The following is a 25,286-nucleotide window of genomic DNA, read 5'->3' as shown; positions in this document are numbered from 1 at the left end:
GCCCCGTGGGGTCGGTGGTGTCGGCCGGCGGGGGGCGTCTCGACTCGCTGCGCCGCTCAACGGCCGGGGCGCTCTCCCGGTCCGTCAGTCGAGGTCGTCGAAACCGCTCACGCGCAGCTCCTCCGCATCGAGGTGGGCCTCGAGCCGCCGGGCGAGCAGGTCGTCCACCGTGCCCTCGCGACGCAGGCGCAGCAGCACCTCCCGCTTGCGGTCGAGCAGTGCGAGCTTGAGCCGGGTCATCTCCTCGAACCGGGTCAGCGGCGAGCGCTGCGTGAGATCGATCCCCGTCGACGCGGCCAGCATCGTCAGGGCCGTCACGCTCTCCGAGGCCGCCTCGGCGGGGGATGCCGCGGCATCCACGACGGCCTGCGCGCCCGTGTCGGGAGCCGACGGGGCGGCGACCATACCCTCGAGCTGGGCGATCTGATCGGCATCCGAGGCGGCCTGCGCCCGGGCGAAGGCACGGGCGTTGGCCAGCTCGAGCATGTCGTAGCCGTCGCGGCGCGCGCGTTCGCGGACCTCGTCGCTGATGCCGTGCTCGGCGGCGATGTCGTCGAGGGCCGCGATGGCGGCGCCCGTGATCGTGCGCTGAGCGAGCTCCAGCTCGTCGGCCGCCCACTCGTCGCTCGGCAGCTGCGCCCACCGCACGACCGCGGGCAGCAGCGGACCCTGCACGAGCAGGCTCAGCACGATCACCCCGGCGGTCACGAACACGACGGCATCCCGCCCGGTGAGGGGGTCGCCGGCCGACGTCGTGAGGGGGACGGACAGCGCGATCGCGAGCGAGACGGCGCCGCGGAAGCCCGCGACGGTGCTGACGATGCGGGCGCGGTTGAGCGAGCCCGGGCCGGTCCGGGCGGACAGGCCGCGCGTGCGCGGTCGCGAGAACGGGGAGACCAGCAGCTGGAAGACGTACCGGACCACCAGCAGCGCCGCCCACGCGGCGATCGTGAGCAGGACGAGCCCCCACAGCTCGCCGGGGGAGATCTCGTGGAGGACGAGCTGCACCTCGAGCCCGATCAGCACGAAGAGCGCCCCGTTGAGCAGGTACACCCCGAACGGCCACGCCGCCGTCGCCGTGCGGCGCGAGGCCGCCGTCGTGATGCGCGGGGAGGCCCAGGCGATGATGAGGCCCGCGAAGACGACGGCGAGCACCCCCGAGGCGTTGACGAGCTCGGCGAGCAGGAAGGCCGTGAACGGGACCAGCAGCAGGGTGACGTTGATCGACAGGGCGTTGCGCATCCGCCGCAGCGACACGTAGGCGAGCGCCGCCACCGCGATGCCCGCCGCCGCGCCGCCCAGATACGACATCAGCACCGTCGCGGTGATCGACCAGCCGGTGACGGTGTCGCCGAGGGCGACCGAGATCGCGATCGCGTAGAGCACGAGGGCCGTGCCGTCGTTGGTCAGGCTCTCGGCCTTGAGCTTCATGAACGTGCGCTGCGGCAGCAGGCGTCCGAGGGCCGCGACGGCGGTCGCGTCGGGCGGGGCCACCGCCGCGCCGAGGATCATCGCGGCGGGCCAGGGCAGGCCGAACATCGTCGCGACCCAGGCGACGGCGAACGCCGAGGCGACCACCAGCAGCGTGCTCATCGGGATGATGTACCGCAGCGACCGGCGCACGCCGCGCAGCGATGTCGTCAGGCTCTCCCAGAACAGCATGACCGGAAGGAACAGCAGCAGGACGGTCTCGGGCGGCAGCTCGATCTGCCGCAGCGCCGGGACGAAGCCGAGCAGCAGCCCGATGACGAGCAGGACCAGCGGTGTCGCCACGCGCAGCCGCGGCGCGAGGATCGTCCCCGCCAGCACCGCGAGCCCCAGCAGGACCGTGACTTCCAGGCCTTCCATGGCACCCCGTTTCCGCGCGCGCGTTCGCCGACGGCTTTCCCGTCGAACCCCAGTGTGCGCCACAGACACAGCGTTCCGACAGGCCCCGGCATTCCCGCCCGCGTCCTCGCCCCGCCGCTTCCGTATTCAGTCTCGATGCCGGGCTCGGCTCGGACCGGCCGCGGGATTCCGCGGTCGGTCCGCGGCTGGTGCGTGCGCAGACGGAGTACGGCACGCGCCGACGGATGGGAGCCCAGGGGCGGGGTCAGGAGTTCACGCGGATGATCTCCTGCTGGTAGGGGGCGATGACCGCGCCGGAGATGCGGCAGTCGAGCAGCAGGAACGGCCGGTCGGATGCCGGGGCCGCGGCCCATTCCCCGAGCATGTCCAGATCGTCGAGCGTGCGCACGACGACGCCGCGGGCTCCGACCGCGGCGGCGAGGCCGGCGAAGTCCACCTCGGGGATGAGCATCGGTCCGCGCGCCAGCCCCTGCAGGCCGTAGAGGTTGACCTCGGCGCCGTAGGCGGCGTCGTTCCACACGACGGCCAGCCCGCGGCCCGCGGCGACGCGCACGGCGGATTCGAGGTCGGCGAGCGCCATCAGCCCGCCGCCGTCTCCCGTGCACAGCACGACGGTGGCATCCGGCTTCGCCATCGCGGCGCCCGGCACCGAGGGGAAGCCGAGCCCGATCGACTGGTACGCCGTGCCGACCATCATCATCCGGTCGGGGGATGCCACGGGCCAGTACATGTTGGGCCACCCGAGGAAGTGGCCGCCGTCGGTGACGACGACCCGGTCGCGCGTCGACGGCGCGCTCTCCAGCAGCTCGCCGATGCGCGCGGCGACGGCGCGCGGGTCGAGGCGTCCGTCGGGAGCGAGGCGGTCGCCGTCCTCGCGCCCCCGCAGGGCCGCGAGATCGATGCTCTCGCGCCAGCCGCTCGGCGTCCGGCCGAGGGCGTCGAGCTCCGCGCACAGCGCCTCGGCGACCAGCCGCGCGTCGGCGCGGATGTACCCGCCGACGTGCGGATGCGTCGCCGCGGGGGCGATGTCGACCTGGACGACGCGCGTGCCGGGCGCGAACAGCGCGCCGAAGCGCATCGTGAACTGGTTGAGTCCCGCGCCGAAGACGACGGCGACGTCCGCGGTGGAGAGGAGCTCCATCGCTCCTTCGGCGCCGAACCCGCCCGTGACGCCCAGGTCGAACTCGCCGCGCGGGAAGATGCCTCGCCCGAGGGCCGTGGTCGCCGTGACGGCGCCGGTCGCGTCCGCGAGGCGGCCCAGGGCCGCGCCCGCACCCGCGATCCATGCGCCGCGACCGGCGAGGAGGACGGGACGCTCGGCGGCGGCCAGGGCCCGGCCCAGGTCGGCGATGGCGGCGCGGGCGAACGGCGAAGGCGCGAGAGGGGCGGGGAGCACCGGCTGGGGCGCCGCGGGCACCGGTCCCGCGTCGAGCTTCGCGACGTCGTAGGGGATCGCGAGCACGGTCGGCACCCGATAGGTCAAGGCGTGCTCGATCGCGATGACGGTGGTGGCCGCGGCATCCGTTCGACCCACCGTGTACGTGCGTGCGCCGACGGCCGACGCGAGCGCGATCTGGTCGACGCCCCAGGGCCGCGGCCCCGAGGTGGGCTCGTCGCCGACGACGAGCACGAGCGGCACGTGCGCCTGCACGGACTCCGCGAGAGCCGTGAGCGTGTTGGTGAAGCCGGCGCCGTAGGTGGCGGTCGCGGCGGCGAGCCGCCCGCTCGCGCGGTGATAGGCGTCGGCGGCGACGACGCCGCCCGCCTCGTGGCGGACCGCCGTGTAGTGCACGTCGGTGGAGCGCTCCAGCGCGTCGAGGACGTGGGCGTTGCCGTTTCCCATCACCCCGAAGACGTGGTCGATGTGGGCGGCGAGGGTCTGGGCGACGTGCGCGGACACGGTGGGCATGGGTCCTCCGGGAGACGGGACGGTGAATGGATGCCGTATGTGTCTCGCGTGCCCCTTTTTCGAGCACCGGATGCCGCGTCGCGTCCGGACGTGTCGATTATAGGGGCGGGGATGCCGGGGAGTACGGCCCGGGACCGCGTCGCCGATCCCCTCTCGCACGGGCAACCCCCGCGCACCCGGCGACAATCCGCGCGCGGCGCCGCCGCCGACAATGAGAGTCATCGCGCCGCACCGCCGCGCTCGGATCCACGAAGGAGACATCGATGTCCGACTCACCGACCATGCTCGACGAGGCCGCGCTGCTCGCGCGCGTCCAGGCCCCCGAAGGGGAGGGGCGCGAGATCCTCGACGCCGCCACCCGTGAGGTCATCGGGCGCGCCCCCGTCCAGTCGGAGGAGGAGCTCGACGCGGCGGTCGCACGGGCCAAGGCCGCCCAGCCCGCGTGGGACGCCCTCGGCCACGCGGAGCGCTCCGCCCTGCTGAACGCCGCCGCCGACGCGATCGACGCCAACGCGGAAGCGCTCGCGCGGCTCCTCTCGCGCGAGCAGGGCAAGCCGCTCAACGGTCCGAACGCGCGGTTCGAGGTGGGGGCGTGCTCCGCCTGGCTGCGCACGAACGCGGCCACCGTCCTGGAGCCCCAGGTGCTCGTCGACGACGCGAACCTGCACGCCGAGCTGGTCTACAAGGCGGCCGGCGTCGTCGGTGCGATCAGCCCCTGGAACTGGCCGATGATGATCTCGATCTGGCAGATCGGCCCGTCGCTGCGGATGGGCAACACGGTCGTGATCAAGCCCAGCAGCAACACGCCGCTCAGCGTGCTCGCGCTGGTCTCGGTGATGAACGAGGTGCTCCCCGCCGACGTGCTCATCGCCGTGTCGGGCCCCGGCGCGGTGGGCGGGCGCCTGGCCGCCCACCCCGACGTCGCGAAGGTGATGTTCACCGGCTCGACGGAGGTCGGGCGCCAGATCATCGAGAGCTCGGCGGGCAACTTCGCGCGCCTGACGCTCGAGCTCGGCGGCAACGACGCCGGCATCGTGCTGCCGGACACCGACGTCAGCGCGATCGCCGACGACCTCTTCTGGGGCGCGTTCATCAACACGGGGCAGACGTGCGCCGCGATGAAGCGGCTGTACGTGCACGACTCCGTCTACGACGAGGTCGTCGACGCGCTCGCCGAGATCGCGGCGCGCACACCCATGGGCCCCGGCCTCGACGAGCGCAACGTCCTCGGCCCGGTGCAGAACAAGGCCCAATTCGACCTGGTCGCCCAGCTCGTCGACGACGCCCGCGCCCACGGCGGCCGGGTCGTCACCGGCGGCGAGGCGGCCCCCGAGCTCGGCGAGCTGTTCTACCGCCCGACGATCGTCGCCGATGTGACCGACGGCATCGCGCTCGTCGACGAGGAGCAGTTCGGTCCCGTGCTCCCCGTCATCCGCTACAGCGACATCGACGACGCCTTCGCGCGCGCCAACGCGGCCGAGGTGGGACTGGGCGCGTCGGTGTGGTCGAGCGACCCGGCCGAGGCCGCCTCCTACGCGACGCGCATGCAGTCGGGCACCGTCTGGGTCAACTCGCACGGCGGGCTGCACCCGATGGTCCCGTTCGGCGGCGTGAAGGCCTCCGGCTACGGCCTCGAGTTCGGCGTCGAGGGCCTGAAGTCGGTCGCCGTGCCGCAGGTCGTGAGCACCCCCGGCCGCACCTCCTGACCGCGCACGAGGAAGGGGCGGATGCCGCGGCATCCGCCCCTTCTTCGTGCGCGCCCCGGGAGCCGACGTCGCTCAGGCCGCGAAGACGCGCCGACCGGCGAACCAGGTCTCCACGACCCGGGCGTCGATCATGGCGTCGGGGTCGCCGCCGACGGCGTCGCGGTCGAGGATGACGAAGTCCGCCGACTTGCCGGGCGTGAGGCTGCCGGTCTCGTGGTCGATCCCCATCGCCCGCGCGGCGCTGATCGTGAAGGCCTCGAGCGCCTCGTCGGGGGTGATCGCCTGCTCCGGCCAGAGGACGCCGGGCGCGCGGCGCAGCGGGTCGGCGCGGGTGACGAGGCCCTGCATGCCCTCGAGCGGGTTCGGCGACTCGCTGACGGGCCAATCGGAGCCGCCGGCGACCAGCGCCCCGGCATCCAGCAGGGCGCGGTTGGGCTGCAGCTGCGCGGCGCGATCCTCGCCGAGCACCGCCGCGAGCGCCTGCGGGATGACCCCGGGGAACCAGATGAACGGGGAGATGTCGGCGACGACCCGCAGCGACGCCATCCGGCCGATGTCGTCGTCGGCGAGGTACTGGCCGTGCGCGATCTGGAATCGGGTGTCGGTGAAACCCTCGGCCCGCAGCCGCGCGACGGTGTCGAGGAACAGCCGCGCCGAGCCGTCGCCGGTGCAGTGGACCTTCGCGCCGAGGCCGCGGTCGGCGACCAGTCGCAGCCATCCGTACAGCTCGTCGCCGGTCATCGTCGTGGTGCCGGTGAAGCCGTCGCCGTGCTCGGTGTCGGGCAGGTACGGATGGAGGAAGCAGGCGGTGCGCGCGGGCGGCACGCCGTCGAGGAAGATCTTCACGAAGTCGGGGCGATGGTGCCGCGTGCGGAAGCGCTCGCCGGCGTCGATCAGCGCCCGTCCCACGGGATCGAACCCGAAGATGTCGTCGTTGATCGTCAGGCTCGACACCACCCAGGCATCCAGCTCGCCCGCCTCGTCCAGGGAGCGCAGCGCCTCGAGGATCTCCAGCGAGACGGCCGCGTCCTGGAAGGCCGTGATGCCGTAGCTCGCGAGCAGCTCGATCCCACGGCGCGACGCGCTCCGGTGCTGCGCCGCGGTGAGCGCCCCGTCGCGCGCGTGGGCCTGCGCGACGGGGATGCCCGCCGCCTCCAGGAGCACCCCGGTGGGATGCCCGTCGCCGGGGTCGAGCACCGTCACGCCGCCGTCGGGCAGGTGCCCGGCGTCGATGCCCGCCAGCTCCAGGGCGCGGGTGTTGGCCCAGCGGTTGTGCCGGCTGTCGTCGGAGAGCATGACGGGATGCCCGTCCGACGCCTCGTCGAGACGCGCGCGCGTGGCCGACGACGACAGCTCGTCCATGAGCGTGCTGGCCCACGAGCCGCCCGTGATCCACGCCCCGGCGGGCAGGGTGCGGGCGCGCTCGCGGACGAGTGCCAGGATCTCGTCGAGGCCGAGCGCGGAGCCGAACGACAGCTCGAACAGGTCGGTGATGCCGGCGATCGCGTGGTGGTTGTGCACGTCGATGAATCCGGGGTAGAGCGCCGCCCCCGCGAGGTCCCGCACGAGCGTGTCGGGACCGCGATGGGCCTCGATCTCGGCGGCCGATCCGACCGCCAGGATGCGGCCGCCCGCGACGGCCACGGCCTCGGCGCGGGGGCGCTCGGCGTCGGCGGTGCGGACGGTCGCTCCGGTCAGGATGAGTTCGGCGCTCACCTCAGCGCTCCAGCGGACGCGAAGGGTCGTACTCGGCGGGGTGGACGGTGTTGGACAGCAGGCGTCCGTGGGCACCGAAGGTGAAGTGGGTCTGTCCCGCGCCCGACTCGTCGGTGCCGAAGAGCACGCCGTGGGCGCGCAGCGCCTTCGCATCGCGGTGGTCGGCGACGGTGACCGACCCGCAGGGGATGACCTTCTCGCGCCACGTGAAGACGTAGATGCCGGGACGCAGCCGCCACACGGTGTTCTCGTCGGTGTCGGCGAGGCCCTGCTCGGGGCCGGCGAGGCACTGCCAGGTGTACCAGTGCGGCGACAGGTAGACGTGCTCGTACGCGTGCACGCTGGAGTACACCCAGAGGACGCGGCGGCCGATCAGCTCGCTGGTCGGGGCGGGGGCGTCGCCGACGGTGTCCACCTCGACGATCGAGCCCGGGGCGAACAGGTGGCGCACGGCCGTCGTGCCGGTCGCCGCCGTCCCCAGCAGGGAGATGACCGACAGGGCCCGACCCGAGCGGAGGTCGAGGAAGAGCGAGACCGCCTCCTCGGGGAGGTGGGTGTGGTGGAACTGCGCGTAGTAGAGGTCCTCGTCGACGCGGATCACCTCGCACGCGTCGGTCTGCGCCGACGGCGCCGTCTCGTCGCCGTCCCCGGGCCGGAAGTCCCACGACACGGTGCCCTCGCCGAAGGTGTGGCGGATGCGGGTGCCGCGCTCGTCCACGATCGTGAAGGTGCGGCCCGCGAGGTCGGAGGTGGGCTCGGCCTTGCCCGCGTCGAACCCGGGGGCGAGGCCGTCCAGGGGGAGCCAGGTCGACGTGTCGGACAGGTTGATCGTTTCGCTCATCGGGCGAGGTCCTCTCGGTGGTCGCGGCGGGCAGGGGTCGGCCCGGCCCGACGGGGCGTCGCGCGCCGTCTCTGCGATTGTGCGGCGTGCGCGGGCGGGATGGTTGACGGCGAGTGCGCGGCGGTGTGTCCTGCGTGCAGAGCCCCGCTCGCCCGCCGCGCGCTCCGGCAGGATGCCAGTGGCGGCAACGGATCGCCGGGGGAGGGCGTCGTGGATCTGCACATCGGAGGGCTTCGCGCCGTCGTCTCCGGCGGGGCCGGTGGGATCGGTGCGGCCGTGGTCCGCACCCTCGAGGCCGAGGGCGCGGTAGTCGCCGTGATCGATCGCGTCGCCGTGCCCGGTCGCCTGTCGGTCGTCGCCGACATCCGCGACGAGGCTGCGGTCGCGGAGGCCGTCGACACCGCCGCGGCGCGGCTCGGCGGCATCGATCTGCTCGTGTGCGCCGCGGGCATCTCCGGCCCCGTCGGCACGCCGCTGGGGCGCACCTCCCTCGCCGACTGGGACGCGGTCATGGCGGTCAACGTCACGGGCACCTTCCTCACGCTGCGCAGCGCCCTGCCGTGGCTCGCAGCCTCCGCGCAGGCGGCGGTCGTGATCGTCGCGAGCGACTCGGCCTTCGTCGCCACGGGCGGCATGGTCCCCTACGGCGCCTCGAAAGCGGCCGCGCTGCAGCTCGCGCGCGCCGCCGCGGTGGAACTGCAGCCGGACGGCATCCGCGTCGCCGCCGTCTGCCCGTCGATCGTGGACACCCCGATGAGTCGGGGCGATCTCGACCTCGCGACCGGTTTCTCCGATGTCGCGTATCCCGTGCAGAGCGCCGACGAGCTCGCGGGGACGATCGTCTACCTCCTCTCGCCGGCGGCGCGGGCCATCGCCGGCACCGGCATCGTCTCCGACTTCGGGTTCAGCGCCCGATCGGCCTTCCCCGCCTGAGTCGCCGGCGCGTCCGGCCCGCCCGAAAGGACACCGTCATGACCGAGCACGAGCAGCCCCCCACCCCGGTGGTCGTCATCACCGGCGGCGGCACCGGCATCGGCGCCGCGATCGCACGCCGCTACGCCGACGACGGCGCGCACGTCGTGGTCGTCGGCCGTCGCCCCGAGCCGCTCGCCGCGGTCGCCGCCGCCACGGGAGCCGTCGCGGTCGTCGCGGACGCCGCCGACGCGGACGCGGCGGCAGCGGCGGTCGCCGAGACCCTGGCCCGGTTCGGGCGGATCGACGTGCTCGTGGCCAACGCCGGGGGCCACGGCTTCTCCACGGTCCTCGACACCGGAGACGTCGCGTGGCACGACGCGCTGCGGGCGAACCTCGACACGGCGTTCGTCATGGCGCGCGCCGCCCTTCCCGCGCTCCTCGACAGTCGCGGGCAGATCGTGGTGGTCTCCTCGATCGCGGGGCTGTTCGCGGGCCCGTCGGTGGCGGGCTACACGGTCGGCAAGCACGCGCTGATCGGTCTCACGCGGTCGATGGCGCGCGACTACGGGCGCCGCGGTGTGCGGGTCAACGCGGTGTGCCCCGGGTGGGTGCGCACGCCGATGGCGGATGCCGAGATGGACGAGTTCGCCGCACACGCCGGTCTCGCCTCGCGGGAGGAGGCGTACGGCGTCGTGACGCGCGACGTCCCGCTGGGGCGGGCGGCGGAGCCCGCGGAGATCGCCGCGGTCGTGCGGTTCCTCGGTTCGGCCGAGTCGTCGTTCCTCACGGGCGCCGTGCTCGTCGCCGACGGCGGCGCCCACATCGTGGATGTGCCGACGATCGCGTTCGATCACGCGGGCATGTGACGGCCCCGGGGCGGCGGGCTCAGTTGGCGCGGCGGTAGGCGTTCGGGGAGACGTCGAAGGCCGCTTTGAACGCGCGGCTGAAGTGGGCCGCGTCGGGGAACCCCCACCGCGCGCCGACGGCCGCGACGGGCCGCTCCGCGAGCATCGGGTCGAGCAGGTCGCGCCGGCAGCGTTCGAGGCGGCGCTGTCGCACGACGGCGGACACCGTCGTGCCCGACTCCTGGAACAGCGTGTGCAGGTGTCGCACGGAGATGTAGTGCGCCGCGGCGATGGTCCCCGGAGACAGCTCGGGGGAGTCGAGGTTCTCGTCGATGTAGAGGTGGATGCGGTTCAGGAGGGCGCGGTGCGGGTCGGATGCCGTGGTGTCCAGACCGAGCTCGCGCACGACGGCCGTCGTGATCAGGTCGACGCCGCAGCGGGCCAGACGCACGCCCGTCGCCCCGGCGAACTCGCTCATGCGGCCGCCGAGGCGGGCGAGGAACGGAGCGACGACCGAGCCGATGCCGCCGTCTCCCGCGATGCGGGTCGCGGTGATCTGACGCATGACCTCGGGCGGCAGGCTCACGGCGTCGTGCCCGAACATGAGGACGAGATTGCGGAAGTCGTCGTCGAAGCTCAGCGTGTAGGGGCGGCTGGTGTCATAGATGGCGAAGTCGCCCTCGCGGAGCACGGCGTGCCGGCCGTCCTGCACGAGGATGCCGGTGCCCGAGAGCATGAGGCTCACCTTGAAGGCGGCGCGCGGCGAGCGGGCGATGAGATCGTCGGTGCGCTCGACGCGGTGGGCGGTGGCGCCCACCTCGGTGAGGTGGATGCCGTCGGACGCGCAGCCGCGGATGTAGGCGCGCAGGCCGGGGCGGGCCGATTCGACCCGCAGCGGCACGAAGGAGTCGTTCACGGCGGTGCGGAACCGATCGATGCTGTCGAAACGATGGAGTGTGGCGCTGGGCGCCGCCGGGCTCGCTGACATGGATGACCTCGCCTCGTTGCGGTGGTGCTGTCGGGTGATTGCCATGATCCTTTTTATCCGACGCTTGGAGGACCATAATGTCGGGATTGTTACCGTGCTGTGACAATGCGCCGTGAAAAATCGGTGTGACGCGCGCCGCCGTGTCGCCGCCGCGCCCCCGTCGTGCCGGACGGGGCGTCAGCGGAGCATCTGCAGGGCCGTGTCGAGCATGGCCTCCATGCGCGCGGGCTCGCGCGAGTCGGGCAGGAGGATCCCGGTGCCCTGGACGCCGGTGAGCAGGGCCAGCAGGGCATCGCCGGCGGCGCGGGGATCGAGTCCCGGCCGCAGCTCGCCGGACGCCGCGGCCTCGGCGAGGAGCGCGTCGAAGTGCGCGCGCCACTGCGTCATCATCGCCCGGAACAGCTCCGCCATCTCGTCGTCGGCGGCGGCGTGCTCGAGGAAGGGGATGACGATCCGCGCCTCGAGCAGTCGCTCCTCGTCGACCGGCAGGGTCTGCACGAGAAACTGCCGCAGCGCCGCGACGCCGGTCGCGTGGGTCTGGGCGATCGCGGCGAGGTAGCGCGTGTTGGTGGCCTCGTACACGAGCTCGAACGCCGCCGTGAGGATCGCCGACTTGTTGGGGAAGTAGTGCGTGATGCTGCCGTTGGCGAACCCGAGCTCACGCGCGAGCTCGCGCATCGTCATGGCGGCGATCCCGCGCTCGGCGATGAGGCGCCAGGTCGCGCGGATGATCTCGGTGCGCATCGCCTCGTGGTCGACGAGTCGAGGCACGGTCTCCCCTTCGGATCTGGGCGGTGGCGGGCGGCGTTGTGCCCACTCTAGGCGCTCGTCTGGCTGAGCTCCTGCTGGTAGCGGCGCTGGCGGCGGGGGGGGGGGGGGGGGGGGGGGGGGGGGGGGGGGGGGCGATCGAGCGCGCGACCGCCTGCTGGATCCCCCGGTCGAGGCCGACCGCGATCACGAGCGTCAGGCCGACGAGGATCGTCTGGATGTACGGGGAGATGCCGAGGATGACGAGCCCGTTCTTGAGCACGCCGACGAAGGCGAGGCCGTAGAGGACACTGCGGATGCGTCCGGATCCTCCCTCGAACGCGACGCCGCCGAGCAGGACCACCGTCAGTGCGTCCAGCTCCATCCCCTGTCCGACGATCGGGCTGACGGCGCCGAGCTTCGCGGCGAGCAGCAGCCCGACGAACCCGGCGACGGCACCCGTCACGACGTAGGTGCTGACGCGGATGCGGTTGATCCTCAGACCCATCAGCTGCGACGCGCGCAGGTTGCCGCCGACGGCCAGGATCTCGCGGCCGCGTGTCGTGTGGTTGAGCACCCACCAGGCCACCACGATCGCGGCGACCAGCAGGATGATCTGGATCCGCACCCCGAACGGGGCGAACGAGCCGAGGGACGTGAACGAGGACGGCAGGCCGCTCACCGTCTTGCCGTTGGTGAGGAACAGTGCGAGCCCGCTCCACGCGCTCATGAACCCGAGGGTCACGACGAAGGAGTTCAGCCCGAGCACCGAGACCAGGGTGCCGTTGACGAGTCCGGCGCACGCGCCGACCGCCACCCCGACGACGATGCCGGCCACCGGGCTGCCGGTGCCCACCATCGTCAGCCCGCCCACGACGGCCGACAGGGTCGCCACGGAGCCGACCGAGAGGTCGACGTTCGCCTGCATGATGAGGAAGGCCACCGGCAGGGCGATCAGGCCCAGTTCGGCGATCTGGAGCACGATGGTCTGCAGGTTGCCGACGGAGATGAAGCGCGGATTGAGGATCGCGAACAGCGCGATCAGCAGGACGAGGGCGATGAGCACCCCGTTCTGCACGAGCAGGAGACGGATTCTCTCGGCGGTGATGCGGGGCATAGTCGTCACGCTGCGGCGAGCTCGAGCAACGAGCGCAGCAGCTCCTCCTCCATGTGTGGGCCGTGGGCGATCTCCGCGGCGCGGTCGGAATAGATGGTGTAGGCGCGGTCGCACATGCGGGCGATCTCGTCGGACTCGGATGACGCGACCACGACGGTCACGCCGCTCGCCGCGAGTGCGCGCAGCGCGCGCACGATGTCGTTCTTCGCGCCGATGTCGACGCCCTGGGTGGGTTGGTTGAGCAGGAGCACGCGCGGCGTCCGGGGGAACATCCACCGCGCGAGCAGGTGCTTCTGCTTGTTGCCGCCGGAGAACGCGCCGATCGGTGCGCCGCCGCCGGGTCCGATCATCTTCAGCGACTCGCGTGCCGCCCGGTACGGTGCCTCACCGGTGCGCGCGCCGATCCAGCCGAAGCGCGACAGGCCGCGCAGCCACGGCAGCAGGGTGTTCTCGCGCGCCGTGAGGTTCTTCACCAGGCCGTCCGACTCGCGGTCGGCGGGGGACATGAACACGCCCGCGGCGATGGCCGCCGCCGGATGCCGGGGCGCGAACCGCCGGCCGTCGAGCGTGTACGACAGCTCTCCCGCCACCGCGTCGTGCCGCCAGCCGAAGACGCTCTCGAGGACGGCGAACTGCCCGCCCGCGGCCATGCCGAACAGCCCGACGATCTCGCCCTCGTGGAACGACAGCTCCATGGCCCCGGCGACCCGCAGCACCTCCGCCCCGCGCGCGGCGGGCGTGTACTCCTCCAGGTCGTGGAAGTCGGGGGCGAGCGCGACGGCCAGATCGCGGATGCCGAGGGTCGCCGCGGGCTCGTCGCGCACGAGCCGCCCGGCATTGAACACCACGACCCGGGTGCACACGTCGAGGATGTCGGGCAGGCGATGCGAGACGTACACGACGGTGGTCCCCTCCGCCGCGAACCGACGGATGAGCGCGTGCAGCGTCGCGGTCTCGGCGGCTCCGAGCGCGGCCGTGGGCTCGTCGAGGAACAGCACCTTCATGTCGCCGCGCACCAGGCCGCGGGCGAGGTCGACGAGCTGGCGTTGACCCACGGGCAGCACGCCGACGAGCGTCGCCGTGTCGAGGTCGGCCAGGCCGACGCGGCCGAGCGCCGCACGGGCGAGCTCGCGCCGGTCCCCGCGGTGGACGTGGCTCTGCCCGAGGAAGAGGTTGTCGAGCACCGAGAGGGTGCCCACGAGCGCGGGCTCCTGGCTGACCACGGTGACGCCGCGGGCCGCGACGGCGGCGGGCGTGGGGGCGGCCACCACCTCGTCGTCCAGCTCGTAGTGGCCGGCCGTCGGCTTCACGACGCCGGCCGCGACGTTGATGACGGTCGACTTGCCGGCGCCGTTGTGGCCGAGCAGGCCCACGATCTCCCCGGCATCCATCGCGACCGTGATGTCGTCGAGGGCGCGGGTGGCGCCGAAGTCGACGGTGACGCCGCGGAAGGCGATGCGGGACATGGGTCTCCTCGGAGGGGGATACGACGGGGGAGGGGGAAGAGGACGCCGGGACGGAGCGGATCCCCGTCCCGGCGCCCCGCGCTCAGCCGTTCGCGGCGAAGTCGGCCACGTTGTCGGCCGTCACCTGCGTCACGCCGACCTCGATGTTCTGCGGCTTCTCGCCCTTCGCGGCGGCGAGCAGCAGGTCGACGTTCGCCTTGGCGAGGTCCTGCGCCTTCCACGCGAACGACGTGCGCCAGATGTCGGTGCCGCTCTCGATGAGCCCGAGCACCTCCTTGTTCGCGTCGGTCGCCGACACGTAGTACCCGGCATCCGTCGCCGAGACGCCGGAGTCGAGCAGGGCCTGACGGGCGCCGAGCACCATGTCGGCGCCGATGCCCAGCCAGACCTTCGTGTCGGGGTCGGCGGTGAGCTGGCTCTGGGCGACGCTGTAGCCGACGTCGCGCGTGGTGGCCTCGAGGGGGTACAGCTTCACGGAAGCCTTCGTGGACTGCACGCCCTCGGTGAGACCCTTGAGCTGATCGATCCCGAGGCCCGTCTGCGTGTCGGCGAGGAGGGCCACCGACACGGTCGTCGAGCCGTACTCCGTCGCGATCCACTCGCCCGCGGCCTTGCCGACGGCGAAGCCCGCGTCGTAGTTGGAGATCTCGGTCGTCGCCGTCACCCCGTCCCAGGTCACCGCATAGCTGACCACGGGGATGCCGGCGGCCGTCGCATCGCTCGTGACGGACACCATCGACGCGGGGTCCACGGGGAACCCGCCGATCGCCTTGACGTCACCGCGCGTGATCCACGACTGCCAGTCGCCGACCTGGGTCTGCACGTCGAAGGACGGGTTGTCGGTCAGGAACTCGTAGCCGGCGTCCTCGATCATCGGCTTCATCAGCTCCAGCTGCGAGGCCCAGATCGCCACGTCCTGCGAGGCGAAGCTCCACGCGATGGCGCCCTGGGAAGCGCCGGCGGTGGAGCCTCCCGCGGCGTCGGACGAGGCGGAGCAGCCGGCCATCGTCACGGCGAGGCCGGTGGCCGCGAGGAGGGCGGCGGTGCGGCCGAGCCCCTTCATCAGCGCGGTGTTCATCATGAGTGCTGTCCTCTCGGAGGTCGCGTCGCATCGGGCATCGGTCTGCCCGTTCCGCCCGGTCGGGCGTGCGACGTCGGGAACGTGCGGCCACTTTCGCCCGCCGACGGGGCGGGCTCAACGAGGGGCGCCGCATCGGGCGCCCGAAGTCAACGCACGTGCCCGTCCAGGCAAGAGCGCCGGCCGGATGCCGTACGGCGTGCGCGCGTCGTCAACTCACCCGCATCGCCCGGCAACCCGGCGCGGGCGCGGGTCCGTCATACTCGCTCGCAACCCGTGGCGGGCCGCGTTCCCCGAGACGCGGCGGCCACGTCCACCCGTTCGACAGGAGTCCGCATGTCCGCATCCGACACCGGCACCGGCACGCTGAAGGCGAATCAGCTGGGCGTGCCCGCGATCGTCTTCCTCGTGCTCGCCGCCGTCGCCCCGCTCACCGTCGCGATCGTCGTGATGCCGCTCGCGATCGGCTTCGGCAACGGCGGCGGCATCCCCGTCGCCGTCCTGATCGTCGCGGTCGCGCTGCTGCTGTTCGCCGTGGGCTACGCCCAGATGACCCGCGACCTCGTCAACGCCGGCGGCTTCTACGCCATCGCCGTGAAGGGTCTCGGCCGCACGGCGGGGCTCGTGACGGGGATGATCGCGACCCTCGGCTACAACTTCTTCGTCGCGGGGGCCCTCGGCACGATCGGCTTCTTCACGGGAGCGGTGGTGCTGCCGGCGCTGTTCGGCATCGAGCTGAACTGGTTCCTGTGCGCCGTCGTGCTGTTCGTCGTGGTCTTCCTCCTGGCGCGCGCCGGCATCCACGTCAGCGCGGCCGTGCTGGGGGTCGCGCTCGTCCTGGAGACCCTGATCCTGCTCGCCTTCGCGGTATCGGTGCTGGTCAACACCGGTTTCAGCCTGGACGCCTTCACCCAGGCCTTCAGCCCCGAGATCCTCGTCGGCGGCTCGATCTGGATCGGCCTGCTGCTCGTCGCGACGGCGTTCATCGGCTTCGAGGCGACGGCGCTGTTCGGTGAGGAGGCGCGCGAGCCGCGCACGACGATCCCGCGGGCCACCTACGCCGCGATCGTGATCATCGGCGTCCTGCACGCGATCGTCGGCTGGGCGATCGTCAGCGCCGTGGGCGTCCCCCAGGCGCAGGCGGACGCCCTCGACCACCTCGCCGCCGGCGACATGACCCTCGTCCTCATCGACCGCTACCTGGGTCCGGTCGTCGGCGCGATCACGCTCGTCCTGCTGGTGGTGAGCCTCTTCGCCGCGCAGCTCGCGTTCCACAACTCGGCGGCGCGCTACCTCTACGCCCTGGGGCGGGCGCGGGTGCTGCCCGCCTGGCTCGCGCAGACCAACCGCAACGGGGCGCCCCAGCGCGCGCTGCTGGTGAACCTCGTCTTCGCGATCCTCGTGGCCGCCGTCTTCGCGGTCGTCGTCCAGCCCGACGCGGACGGCAACCCGCTGCCGCCGGTGCTCACCGTCGTGCCGGTCGGACTCGGCTTCGGCACCCTCGCGGTCATGATCGTGCAGGCCATCGCCGCGCTGGCGGTCGTCGTCCACTTCCGCCGCAAGCGCGACCCGCGGCTGTGGAGCACCTTCATCGCGCCGGGCCTGGGTTTCGTCGCCCTGTTCACCTTCAGCATCATGGCGCTGCTGAACTTCACCCTCGTCGCCGGCTCGGACGCCCTGTACGTCCAGCTCATGCCGTGGCTGCTCGTGCTGGCGCTCGTCGGCGGCGTCGCCTACGCCGCGTACCTCAAGGCGAAGAAGCCCGAGGTGTACGCCGGGCTGTCGGCGGACCTCGAGAACTTCGAGGAGCTCGCGGAGCTCTGAGTGCCGGGCGGTGGCCGTCATCGTCGTCAATCCCCGATGACGGCCACCGCCGCCTCGATCGCGCGCAGCACGGTCGTGTCGTGCGCCGAGCGCGGGCCCGGGACGTAGCGGGCGCCGCTCAGGCCGCCGCCCTCCCAGCGGCCGGGCCCGGAGCGCTCGTAGCGCTCCCAGTCGACGGGGCTGCCGTAGTCGTAGCCGACGCTGATCCCCGTGAACGGCGCCATTCCGAACAGCAGCGGCACCTCGGCGATGCTCCCGGCCGGCTCCGCGTCGACGGTCACGGCGAGGCGGCAGCGCAGTCCGGGCAGTTCGGTCACGTCCAGACGGATGCGGCGGCGTCCCGGTCGCAGCGGCGCGGACGGGCACCGGTGCATCGCGCCGTAGGCGTTGTAGGCGAGGTGCAGGCCCTCGTCGTCGACGAAGATCGTGTACCCGCCGCCCTGATCGCCGTGCGCGAGGAGCACGCCGCGCGAGGCGGCGGTCACGGTGACGTCGATCTCGACGTGGAACGAGCGCAGCACCGTCAGCCGCGCCGACCGGTAGCGTTCCAGCGGCGGACGGAACGCGGGCACGACGACGGGCTCGGACAGTGCGCCCTCCGACGCGGGGCGCACGCTGTAGAGCGTGCCGTCGTCGTCGAGGGGGAACACGGTGTTGCGCCAGGCCTCGTCGCGCCAGCGCTGCGCCAGGCGACGGACGACGTGCGGGTGGTCGCCGGCGATGTCGCGCGTCTCCGTGGGATCGCGGTCGAGGTCGTACAGCTCCCAGACGCCGCCCGCGGCGCCCTCGGCGCGCGTCGGTGCGGTCGGCGCGACCGCTTTGAGCCCGGTGTCGTACAGCGCGCGGCGACCGACGCACTCGAAGTACTGGCGCTGCCGACCGGCGGCATCGGCGTCGTACAGCGTCGCCGCGAACGACGATCCGTCGATCTCGACCGTCGGCGCGCCCTGGCGGTGCGCGAGTGCGGGCGTGCCGGTCAGCTGCAGGACGGTGGGCGCCAGGTCCGACACGAACACGAACTGCCGACGGATGCCGGTGGTCGCCCCCTCGGGGGCATGGGGCCACGACAGGATCAGCGGGGCGTGGACCCCACCTTCGTACGTCGACGACTTGAACGCCCGAAACGGCGTGTTCGAGACCCGGGCCCAACCCGCGGGGTACTGGCTGAACAGACGGGGGCCGCCGATCAGATCGGGATCTCGCGGCACGTCGCGCACCCAGTCGGGCGGCAGGGCGAGGTCGGCGCCGAACTGGGCGAAGTAGCTGCGGGTGCCGTGCGGGCCGCCCTCCGCGGTGCCGCCGTTGTCGCTCGTGACGATGATGATCGTGTCCTCGCGCTCGCCGAGCTCCTCCAGCCGTGCCACGAGCCGTCCGACGCTCTGATCGATCTCGTCGACCGCCGCCGCGTACACCTCCATGTGGCGCGCGAACAGCGCCCTGTCCTCGGCCGTCAGCTCCTCCCACGCGGGGATGCCCGCGGCATCCGGCAGGTCGTCGCCGGGCAGTGCGGCGTCGGCGCCGACGATCCCCTCGGCGCGCTGGCGGGCGAACCGCTCCTCGCGCACGCGCTGCCAGCCGGCCTCGTAGCGGCCGCGGTACTTCTGGATGTCGACCGCCTTGGCCTGGATCGGCCCGTGCACCGACGTGTGGGCGAAGTAGAGGAAGAACGGCTTGGTCGCGTCGTTGGCGCGCAGATCGTCGATCATCCCGAGGGCGCGGTCGGTGAGGTCGTCGGTGAGGAAGTAGCCCTCCGGGAAGGCGGGGACGTCGACGGGCGAGTTGTCCGCCACCAGGCGATGCGGGTGGTGCAGCGACGTGAAGCCGTCCATGCTGCCGAAGTATCGGTCGAAGCCGCGCTGGAGCGGCCACGACGACTTGTCCGCGCCGTCGTGCAGACGCGACTCCACCGTCAGGTGCCACTTGCCGACCATGAACGTCGCGTAGCCGCCCGCCCGGAGGGACTCGGCGAGCGTCGCGGCATCCGCCGGCAGCTCGCCCGCGAACCCCGGATAGCCCGGATCGATGTGGGCGACGTAGCCGAAGCCGGCGCGGTGCGGGCTGAGCCCCGTCAGCAGCGCGGCGCGCGACGGTGAGCACATGGGGGCGGTGTGGTAGTTCGTGAACACCCAGCCGTCCCGCGCCAGTCGGTCGATGTGCGGGGTGTCGATCTCGCTGCCGAACGGTCCCAGATCGCTGAAGCCGAGGTCGTCGATGAGCATGACGATCACGTTCGGCGCTCCGGCGCGCGCCGACGCCGGAGCGTTCCACGACGGGGTCGACTGCGACGTGAACTCCGCGGCCCGGCCGCGGAAGCGTTCGTACCCGCGGGCGTGCGCGGTCATTCAGCGCGCCCCGCGGATGAGCGCGAGGATCTCTCCGCGCAGCTCGGCGAACGCCGGCTGGGCGCGGGTGGAGATCTGGTCCCGCGGTTCGGGGAAGTGCACCTCGAGGATCCGGGAGACCGTGGCGGGCTTGCTGCCCAGGACGATGACGCGGTCGGAGAGGTAGACGGCCTCGTCGATGTCGTGGGTCACGACGACGATCGTCATCCCGAACTCGTCGCGGATCCGCAGGCACAGATCCTCCAGCTCGAACCGGGTCTGGGCGTCGACCGAGGCGAAGGGCTCGTCCATCACGAGCACCTCCGGACGGTAGGCGACCGCGCGGGCGATGGCGACGCGCTGCTGCATGCCGCCCGAGAGCTGCCACGGGTACTTGTCCTCGGCGCCCGACAGGCCCACCGCGCGCACGGCCGCGGCGATGCGCGCGGCCCGTTCGGCCCGCGACAGGCCCAGGTGCGCGAGCGGCATGGCGATGTTGCGCGTCACCGTCAGCCAGGGCATGAGCGAGCGGGTGTACTCCTGGAACACGAGCGCCATCTCGCGCGGAGGGCCGTCGATCTCGGCGCCGTCGACGAAGGCGGCGCCCGAGCTCGGATGCTGCAGGCCGGCCAGACACGTCAGCAGCGTCGTCTTGCCGACTCCCGAGGGGCCGACGATGCAGGCGATCTCGCCCGCGCCGACGTCGAAGCTCAGATCGTCGATGACGAGGACCTCGCCCCGCTTGGTCGGGTACGACTTCGAGAGGCTCCGGACGGACAGACGCGCGGTGTCGGCGCGGCGGGGGGAGCCGGCGTTGAGGGTGTTCACAGTTCTCTTCCCATCTGCTGAGCGGCGATGTACCAGCGCAGGACGCCCCTGCGCAGGAGGCCGAAGAGCGCGGAGGTGGCGTATCCGATGACGCCGAGCAGGAGGATCCCGGCCCACATGTCGGCGATGGCGAACGACTGCTGGGCCAGCAGCGTCGCGGCGCCGAGCCCGCTCGACGAGCCGAGCATCTCGCTGGCGATCATGACGATGAAGGCGGTGACGAGGCTGACCTGCATCCCGGAGAGGATGCGGGGGCTCGCCGCCGGCAGGGTGACCAGCGCGACGCGCGTGGGCAGCGGCATCCGGTAGGCGCGCACGACCATCTTCAGCACCGGGTCCACCGCGCGCACGCCGTCGATCGTGGCGATCAGCGTGGGGAACAGGGCGGCCAGGGTGATGGACACGATGCGGGTCTCGTTACCGAAGCCGATCAGTGACACGAAGATCGGCACGAGCGCCACGGGCGGGATCGCGCGGAAGAAGTGCAGGACCGGATCGACGAACCAGGAGACCGGGCGGACGAGCCCGAACACCGTGCCGAGCACGATGCCGAGCACCGAGGCCAGCGCGAACGACAGGAACAGGTTGCCGAGGGAGGATCCGACGTCCAGCCAGAACCGGGGCGCGGCGGACATCTCCACGAGGCGGCGGAGGATGGTCTGCAGCGGCGGGAAGAACGCGTTCGTGGAGGATGCCGAGGCCACCCACCACGCCGCGACGAGCAGGATCGGGACGGCGGCTTCGACCGCGACCAGGACGCCGCGCGGCACGCGGCGGGCCCGGGTGCGTCGCAGGCGCGCCGTGCTGATGTGCCCGGTGGGCACCGAGGCCGCCATCAGCGCGCCCCCTCGCGGTATTGCGGGTGCCAGTGCAGGAGCCGGCGTTCGGCCCACTGGCTGACCCCGGCGACGACGAGGCCCAGTGCACCGAGGATCAGCACATAGGCGAACAGCGCCGTCCGGCTGCCGGAGAGCTGCGCGAGCAGCAGGCTCTGGCCGAGCCCCGGACCGCCGCCGAGGAGGCCGGCGACCACCGCGACGATCAGCGCGGTCGGCGCGGCGACCCGCATCGCGGTGCCCACGTAGGGCAGGGAGCTGGGCAGCACGACCCGCAGGAGGATCTCGCCGCGACCCATGCCGTAGGAGCGCGACGTCGCCAGGGCGACGGGATCGGTGTCGAACACACCCGCCGAGGTCTGCATCGCGATCGCGAAGACGCAGCCGAAGAAGACGAGGAAGATCCCCATGCTCGCCGTGGGGCCGAGCACCAGCACCACGACCGGCAGGATCACGATCGGCGGGATCGGCTTGAGGAACTCGAGCGGCACGCGGGTGGCGTGCAGCGCGAGCGGCGAGGTGCCGATGCCGATGCCGACGGCGATGCCGACGACCGCGGCCAGGGCCAGCCCCCCGAGGGCCATCGCCAGGGTGCTGGCGACGGCCGACCAGAGATCGGCCGTCCCCAGCAGCCCCACGGCCGCGGCGATCGCGTCCGTGGCGGGCGGCAGCGGCGACCCGGCGAGCGGCCCGACGGCGGCGTACTGCCACGCGCCGAGGGCGGTGATCACGCCCGCCGCGCCGACGGCGGCCTGCTTGGCGAGGGTGCTCATCACGGTGCGGGGACGATGACGCCCGACAGCGAGACCGGCGCGGGAAGGAAGCCGAGGGTGACGAGCGTGTCGTCGACGCGCTGGATGTCGGCCTCGCGCACCTCGGTGGGCCAGTACGGCACGGTCGCGTCGGCGACGGACACGGACGACTTCACGGCGTCGATGCCGGCCTGGACCGCTTCTTCGGGGTGCTCGTTCGCGTAGGCGTTCGCCTTGGCGATCGCGCGCTGGAAGGCCGCGATCGCGTCGGCCTTGCCCGACACGGTGGACGCGCCCGCCGTCCACAGCCCGACGGCGCCCTCGCGGAAGAACTGGATGCCGGGGGAGGCCACCAGGTGCGCCCCCGCGGCCGCGGCCTGGTCGGTGAACGGCGTCACGAGTCCCGCGGCATCCACACTGCCCGCCGCGAGCGCCGCCGCGGCCGAGGTGAAGTCGAGCACGACCCAGTTGATCGACGCGGGATCGACCCCCGCATCCTCGAGGGCCGCCGAGATCGTGACCTCCAGCTGCGCCTTGCGGGCCGGGACGGCGATGGTCTTGCCGGCCAGCTGGTCGAGGCTCGTGATGCCGCTCTGCGCGCTCGCGTAGAGCCCGCTGTCGTCGAGGCTGGCGGCGTCCGCTTCGTCGGCGGCGCCGTCGCGGTAACCGTCCGCGGCGGCGACGATCTTGAGCGGAACGCCCTGGCTGAGGGCGTTGAGCACCGGGATGCTCGGGGCGTAGGCGAGGTCGACCTGGCCGCCCTGCGCGGCGGCGAGACCGGCCGGCGGATTCGCGACGACCGAGGTCTCGATCTCCAGACCCTCCTCGGCGAAGAAGCCCTTCTCGACCCCGAGGTGGAGGGCCCCGTCGGCGAGCAGGCCGATCGTGGCGACCTTCAGCGTGGTGGACGCGCCCCCTCCGGAGGTCGCGCCGGTGTCGGCGGGGGAGGAGCCGCAGGCGCTCAGGGCGATCGCGAGCGCGGCGGCGGTGGTGGCGGCGAGGAGCGTGCGGCCGCGGCGGGAGAGCAAGGTCATGGGGATCTCCTTCGAGGGTGCGGATGGTGCGGGTCGGGCGTCGGCATCGCGAGGATGCGTCGTGACGGCGGACAGCGGTGGGGACGAGGCTTCCTTGCTTTCGTCACCATGTGGTGACTAAAAGCTAGTCCCGATTCTGTCGGGGTGGTATTACGTTCGGGTAACGGTTTGTAACCAATTGGAGACGAAAAAGCGGGCGCCGTAGGATGCGGGGAGAACGGAGGGCTTCTGTGCCGAAGATCGTCGATCATGACCAGCGTCGCGAGCTCATCGTCGATGCGACGTGGCGTCTCATCGAGCGGGGCGGATTCGAACGCGCCACCATGCGGGAGATCGCGGCGGAGGCGGGCTTCGCCCACGGGGCCCTGCAGCGGTACTTCCCGAACAAGGAGAGCCTCCTGGCCGCGGCCTTCGTCCGCGCGCACACCCGCACGAACGAGCGTTCCCGGGAGGCGCTCGCCCGTCAGCGCGGGCTGACGGCCCTGCGCACCCTGTGTCACGAGATCATGCCGCTCGGTGTCGAGCGCACCCTCGAGGCGCGCGTGGTCGTCGCCTTCTGGGATCGCGCCGTGCAGGACGAGGAGCTCTGGGACGCGCACCGCGCGAACGCGCTGGCCTGGCGACGGCAGATGGCCGCCTCGCTCGCCGAGGCCCGTGAGGACGGGGAGATCCGTGACGACGTCGACATCGACGTCGTCATCGACCAGATCACGAGCTTCAACGCCGGCCTGCAGATCATGTGCCTGCTCATGCCCGACACCACCACGCCCGAGCGCCAGGTCGCGGCGCTGGACGATCTGCTGGACGGCCTGCGTCCGCACCGGGCGGTGCCTCAGCCCTCGTAGACGACCCGTCCACCGACCATCGTCAGATCCGTGCGCAGGTCGGCGAGCGCGCCGATCTCCTCATCCGGGGGCCATTCGCCGGAGAGCACCACCAGATCCGCGGCGAACCCGGGCGCCAGCCGCCCCTTCCAGCTCTCGGCACCGTCCAGTCGCGCCGCGTTCACGGTCATCATGGCCAGCGCGTCCATCCCGGTGACCGCCTCCGGATCGCCCGCGCGGCGGGCCCCGTCGATCTGGGTGCGCTCGACGGCGGCGATGATCGCCGGGCGCCAGTCGGGATCCACGACGGGGGCGTCCGAGGACAGCGTGACAGCGACGCCGGCCCGCAGGGCGCTCGCCAGCGGCTGGCGCTGCTCCTGGCGCTCCCGCCCGAACAGCCGATGGCCGAGATGGCACACCGCCGTGGAGATGACGGGGTTGGCCGTCCACCCGATCCCGGCGGCGGCGAGCGCGTCCATCCCGTCCGCCGGGAGGAAGTCGCCGTGGATCAGGTACGGGCGGGTCGCGCTCGTCGCCGGGCGGTTCGCGAGGCTCGACACGACGGCATCCGACGCGGCGTCTCCCGTGGCGTGCACACCGGCCTGCAGTCCCGCCTCGGCGATGACGCCCAGGATGTCGTCGAGCTCGCGCAGGCGGGCCTGGTCCGTGTCGCCCGCGACGGCCAGGCGGCCCCGGGTGTGCGGGTCGCCGTACGGCTCCCGGTGCCAGGCGGTTGCGCTGCGGGGGATGCCGTCGGCGAAGACCTTCACCCCGGCGATGCGCAGGCGACGCTCCTCTCCCGCGGCGAGGCGCGGTGCGCCGGCGATCCCCTCGCGGACCGTGCGCGCGGTCTCGCCGCCCGTACCGGAGAAGAGCAGCAGCACCTGGGTGCGGACGGTGAGCCGGTCCTGCGCGGACAGCCGCCGCAGCGCCTCCAGCGCCTCGTAGGAGGCCGACCCGTCGAACAGCGTCGCGTGACCCGGCCCGATCGCCGGGTCGGTGACCGACGTGATGCCGAGCCGTGCGAGATCCTGCAGCGCCGTCCGCAGCACCGCGGTCAGGGCATCGCGTCCGATGACGGGCAGGGCGGAGAGCACCAGTCTGGTGGCGGCGTCGGAGAAGACGCCCGTCGGGGTGCCGTCGGCCGCGCGGGAGACGGCACCGCCGTCGGGGGTGGGCGTGCGCGCATCGATTCCGCACCGCTCGAGTGCGGCCGAGCCGACGAGCAGTTCGTGACCGGTCGCGTCGAAGAGCACCGCGGGCGTGCCGGACAGCGCGTTCGCCGCCAGCGCCGCGTCGACGTCCGTGCGGGTCGGTGCACGGCCCATGCGCGCGCTGTCCCAGCCGCGCGCTCGGATCCAGCCGTCCGGACCGATCGCGTCGCGCGTGAGCACCTCGGACAGCCCGCTCCACGATCCGATGCGCTCGGGCGACGCGTCGCGCAGGCCGTGGCGTCCCATCGCGTAACAGGCGAGGTGGAGGTGGGTGTCGTTGAGTCCGGGGACGACCGTGCGCCCGTCCAGTTCGATCACCCGCGTGCCGGGACCGATCATCTCGCGGGCCGCCGCGCCGAGCGCGCAGACGACCCCGCCGCGGATCGCGACGGCATCCGCGACGCGACCGGTCCGGCCCGGTGCCCACCCGTCCAGCGTGAGCACCGTCCCGCCGCGCAGGACGACGTCGGCCGTCAT

The 25,286-nt window shown here is 72.7% G+C and carries 20 protein-coding genes; 5 read left to right on the top strand and 15 right to left on the bottom strand.

What is annotated here, in order from left to right; genetic code table 11:
* Positions 1-84: 84 nt before the first annotated feature.
* Both AC1Q49_RS09430 and AC1Q49_RS09425 read right to left on the bottom strand, forming a co-directional pair.
* Positions 85-1,848, bottom strand: a complete 1,764-nt coding sequence (locus AC1Q49_RS09430) for a Na+/H+ antiporter (protein WP_492491806.1) — start codon at positions 1,846-1,848, stop codon at positions 85-87.
* A 244-nt stretch (positions 1,849-2,092) separates the two neighbouring features.
* Positions 2,093-3,757, bottom strand: a complete 1,665-nt coding sequence (locus tag AC1Q49_RS09425) for a thiamine pyrophosphate-binding protein (RefSeq protein ID WP_492491804.1) — start codon at positions 3,755-3,757, stop codon at positions 2,093-2,095.
* Positions 3,758-4,020: 263 nt separating this feature from the next.
* Here AC1Q49_RS09425 and AC1Q49_RS09420 point away from each other — a divergent pair, with 263 nt between their 5' ends.
* Positions 4,021-5,463, top strand: a complete 1,443-nt coding sequence (locus tag AC1Q49_RS09420; RefSeq protein WP_082734230.1) for an aldehyde dehydrogenase family protein — start codon at positions 4,021-4,023, stop codon at positions 5,461-5,463.
* A gap of 72 nt (positions 5,464-5,535) precedes the next feature.
* On the opposite strand, the gene AC1Q49_RS09415 is transcribed toward AC1Q49_RS09420, so the two are convergent.
* Both AC1Q49_RS09415 and AC1Q49_RS09410 read right to left on the bottom strand, forming a co-directional pair.
* Positions 5,536-7,179 carry an amidohydrolase gene (locus tag AC1Q49_RS09415; protein WP_191008986.1) on the bottom strand — a complete coding sequence of 548 codons (1,644 nt, stop codon included), beginning with the start codon at positions 7,177-7,179 and terminating at the stop codon, positions 5,536-5,538.
* Between the two features lies 1 nt (position 7,180).
* Positions 7,181-8,020, bottom strand: a complete 840-nt coding sequence (locus AC1Q49_RS09410) for a molybdenum cofactor biosynthesis F family protein (protein ID WP_492491802.1) — start codon at positions 8,018-8,020, stop codon at positions 7,181-7,183.
* Between the two features lie 210 nt (positions 8,021-8,230).
* Between AC1Q49_RS09410 and AC1Q49_RS09405 the strand changes: the two genes are divergently transcribed.
* Both AC1Q49_RS09405 and AC1Q49_RS09400 read left to right on the top strand, forming a co-directional pair.
* The gene (locus tag AC1Q49_RS09405; protein WP_492491800.1) at positions 8,231-8,953 is read left to right on the top strand and encodes an SDR family NAD(P)-dependent oxidoreductase; all 723 of its coding nucleotides are present in this window, start codon (positions 8,231-8,233) and stop codon (positions 8,951-8,953) included.
* A gap of 38 nt (positions 8,954-8,991) precedes the next feature.
* The gene (locus AC1Q49_RS09400; RefSeq protein WP_061782035.1) at positions 8,992-9,801 is read left to right on the top strand and encodes an SDR family NAD(P)-dependent oxidoreductase; all 810 of its coding nucleotides are present in this window, start codon (positions 8,992-8,994) and stop codon (positions 9,799-9,801) included.
* A gap of 19 nt (positions 9,802-9,820) precedes the next feature.
* Here AC1Q49_RS09400 and AC1Q49_RS09395 read toward each other — a convergent pair whose 3' ends face one another.
* From AC1Q49_RS09395 to AC1Q49_RS09375, 5 genes are all read right to left on the bottom strand, one after another.
* Entirely contained in the window at positions 9,821-10,768 is a 948-nt protein-coding gene (locus AC1Q49_RS09395) for an AraC-like ligand-binding domain-containing protein (protein WP_060960427.1), read from the bottom strand.
* A 177-nt stretch (positions 10,769-10,945) separates the two neighbouring features.
* Positions 10,946-11,512, bottom strand: coding sequence for a TetR/AcrR family transcriptional regulator (locus AC1Q49_RS09390; protein WP_267956810.1), 567 nt, complete (start codon positions 11,510-11,512; stop codon positions 10,946-10,948).
* Positions 11,427-12,632, bottom strand: coding sequence for an ABC transporter permease (locus tag AC1Q49_RS09385; RefSeq protein ID WP_492491797.1), 1,206 nt, complete (start codon positions 12,630-12,632; stop codon positions 11,427-11,429). The genes AC1Q49_RS09390 and AC1Q49_RS09385 overlap by 86 nt, the downstream gene beginning before the upstream one ends.
* Before the next feature lie 5 nt (positions 12,633-12,637).
* Positions 12,638-14,098: an ATP-binding cassette domain-containing protein gene (locus tag AC1Q49_RS09380; protein ID WP_492491795.1), complete on the bottom strand. Its 1,461-nt coding sequence runs from the start codon at positions 14,096-14,098 to the stop codon at positions 12,638-12,640.
* A gap of 82 nt (positions 14,099-14,180) precedes the next feature.
* A complete protein-coding gene (locus tag AC1Q49_RS09375; protein WP_191008980.1) occupies positions 14,181-15,179 on the bottom strand; it encodes a sugar ABC transporter substrate-binding protein in 999 nt (332 codons plus the stop codon).
* Positions 15,180-15,512: 333 nt separating this feature from the next.
* Between AC1Q49_RS09375 and AC1Q49_RS09370 the strand changes: the two genes are divergently transcribed.
* Positions 15,513-17,000, top strand: a complete 1,488-nt coding sequence (locus AC1Q49_RS09370) for an APC family permease (RefSeq protein WP_492491793.1) — start codon at positions 15,513-15,515, stop codon at positions 16,998-17,000.
* A gap of 26 nt (positions 17,001-17,026) precedes the next feature.
* On the opposite strand, the gene AC1Q49_RS09365 is transcribed toward AC1Q49_RS09370, so the two are convergent.
* From AC1Q49_RS09365 to AC1Q49_RS09345, 5 genes are read right to left on the bottom strand one after another with little or no spacing between them, the layout of a single operon-like run.
* Entirely contained in the window at positions 17,027-19,342 is a 2,316-nt protein-coding gene (locus AC1Q49_RS09365) for an arylsulfatase (protein ID WP_492491791.1), read from the bottom strand.
* Positions 19,343-20,149 (bottom strand): ABC transporter ATP-binding protein, encoded by an 807-nt coding sequence (locus tag AC1Q49_RS09360; RefSeq protein ID WP_492491789.1) that lies wholly within the window; start codon positions 20,147-20,149, stop codon positions 19,343-19,345.
* Positions 20,146-20,985: an ABC transporter permease gene (locus AC1Q49_RS09355; protein ID WP_101306767.1), complete on the bottom strand. Its 840-nt coding sequence runs from the start codon at positions 20,983-20,985 to the stop codon at positions 20,146-20,148. Before AC1Q49_RS09355 ends, AC1Q49_RS09360 begins: the two co-directional genes overlap by 4 nt.
* The gene (locus AC1Q49_RS09350; RefSeq protein ID WP_205283377.1) at positions 20,985-21,758 is read right to left on the bottom strand and encodes an ABC transporter permease; all 774 of its coding nucleotides are present in this window, start codon (positions 21,756-21,758) and stop codon (positions 20,985-20,987) included. The genes AC1Q49_RS09355 and AC1Q49_RS09350 overlap by 1 nt, the downstream gene beginning before the upstream one ends.
* The gene (locus AC1Q49_RS09345) at positions 21,758-22,771 is read right to left on the bottom strand and encodes an ABC transporter substrate-binding protein (protein ID WP_101306765.1); all 1,014 of its coding nucleotides are present in this window, start codon (positions 22,769-22,771) and stop codon (positions 21,758-21,760) included. Before AC1Q49_RS09345 ends, AC1Q49_RS09350 begins: the two co-directional genes overlap by 1 nt.
* A gap of 230 nt (positions 22,772-23,001) precedes the next feature.
* Here AC1Q49_RS09345 and AC1Q49_RS09340 point away from each other — a divergent pair, with 230 nt between their 5' ends.
* Positions 23,002-23,616 carry a TetR/AcrR family transcriptional regulator gene (locus tag AC1Q49_RS09340; RefSeq protein ID WP_060960435.1) on the top strand — a complete coding sequence of 205 codons (615 nt, stop codon included), beginning with the start codon at positions 23,002-23,004 and terminating at the stop codon, positions 23,614-23,616.
* On the opposite strand, the gene AC1Q49_RS09335 is transcribed toward AC1Q49_RS09340, so the two are convergent.
* Positions 23,604-25,286 carry an amidohydrolase gene (locus AC1Q49_RS09335; RefSeq protein ID WP_492491818.1) on the bottom strand — a complete coding sequence of 561 codons (1,683 nt, stop codon included), beginning with the start codon at positions 25,284-25,286 and terminating at the stop codon, positions 23,604-23,606. The genes AC1Q49_RS09340 and AC1Q49_RS09335 overlap by 13 nt on opposite strands.

This window comes from Microbacterium sp. MPR-TSA4 (genome assembly GCF_058792815.1).
The sequence above is the reverse complement of the archived record's forward strand: the minus strand, read 5'-3'. Positions and strand labels throughout refer to the sequence as shown.

Excerpts from the sequence above, each read along its gene's own strand:
- AC1Q49_RS09430 (WP_492491806.1), bottom strand. The coding sequence starts at position 1,848 with ATGGAAGGCCTGGAAGTCACGGTCCTGCTGGGGCTCGCGGTGCTGGCG.
- AC1Q49_RS09425 (WP_492491804.1), bottom strand. The coding sequence starts at position 3,757 with ATGCCCACCGTGTCCGCGCACGTCGCCCAGACCCTCGCCGCCCACATC.
- AC1Q49_RS09420 (WP_082734230.1), top strand. The coding sequence starts at position 4,021 with ATGTCCGACTCACCGACCATGCTCGACGAGGCCGCGCTGCTCGCGCGC.
- AC1Q49_RS09410 (WP_492491802.1), bottom strand. The coding sequence starts at position 8,020 with ATGAGCGAAACGATCAACCTGTCCGACACGTCGACCTGGCTCCCCCTG.
- AC1Q49_RS09400 (WP_061782035.1), top strand. The coding sequence starts at position 8,992 with ATGACCGAGCACGAGCAGCCCCCCACCCCGGTGGTCGTCATCACCGGC.
- AC1Q49_RS09395 (WP_060960427.1), bottom strand. The coding sequence starts at position 10,768 with ATGTCAGCGAGCCCGGCGGCGCCCAGCGCCACACTCCATCGTTTCGAC.
- AC1Q49_RS09390 (WP_267956810.1), bottom strand. The coding sequence starts at position 11,512 with ATGCGCACCGAGATCATCCGCGCGACCTGGCGCCTCATCGCCGAGCGC.
- AC1Q49_RS09385 (WP_492491797.1), bottom strand. The coding sequence starts at position 12,632 with ATGCCCCGCATCACCGCCGAGAGAATCCGTCTCCTGCTCGTGCAGAAC.
- AC1Q49_RS09380 (WP_492491795.1), bottom strand. The coding sequence starts at position 14,098 with ATGTCCCGCATCGCCTTCCGCGGCGTCACCGTCGACTTCGGCGCCACC.
- AC1Q49_RS09375 (WP_191008980.1), bottom strand. The coding sequence starts at position 15,179 with ATGATGAACACCGCGCTGATGAAGGGGCTCGGCCGCACCGCCGCCCTC.
- AC1Q49_RS09370 (WP_492491793.1), top strand. The coding sequence starts at position 15,513 with ATGTCCGCATCCGACACCGGCACCGGCACGCTGAAGGCGAATCAGCTG.
- AC1Q49_RS09365 (WP_492491791.1), bottom strand. The coding sequence starts at position 19,342 with ATGACCGCGCACGCCCGCGGGTACGAACGCTTCCGCGGCCGGGCCGCG.
- AC1Q49_RS09355 (WP_101306767.1), bottom strand. The coding sequence starts at position 20,985 with ATGGCGGCCTCGGTGCCCACCGGGCACATCAGCACGGCGCGCCTGCGA.
- AC1Q49_RS09350 (WP_205283377.1), bottom strand. The coding sequence starts at position 21,758 with ATGAGCACCCTCGCCAAGCAGGCCGCCGTCGGCGCGGCGGGCGTGATC.
- AC1Q49_RS09345 (WP_101306765.1), bottom strand. The coding sequence starts at position 22,771 with ATGACCTTGCTCTCCCGCCGCGGCCGCACGCTCCTCGCCGCCACCACC.
- AC1Q49_RS09335 (WP_492491818.1), bottom strand. The coding sequence starts at position 25,286 with ATGACGGCCGACGTCGTCCTGCGCGGCGGGACGGTGCTCACGCTGGAC.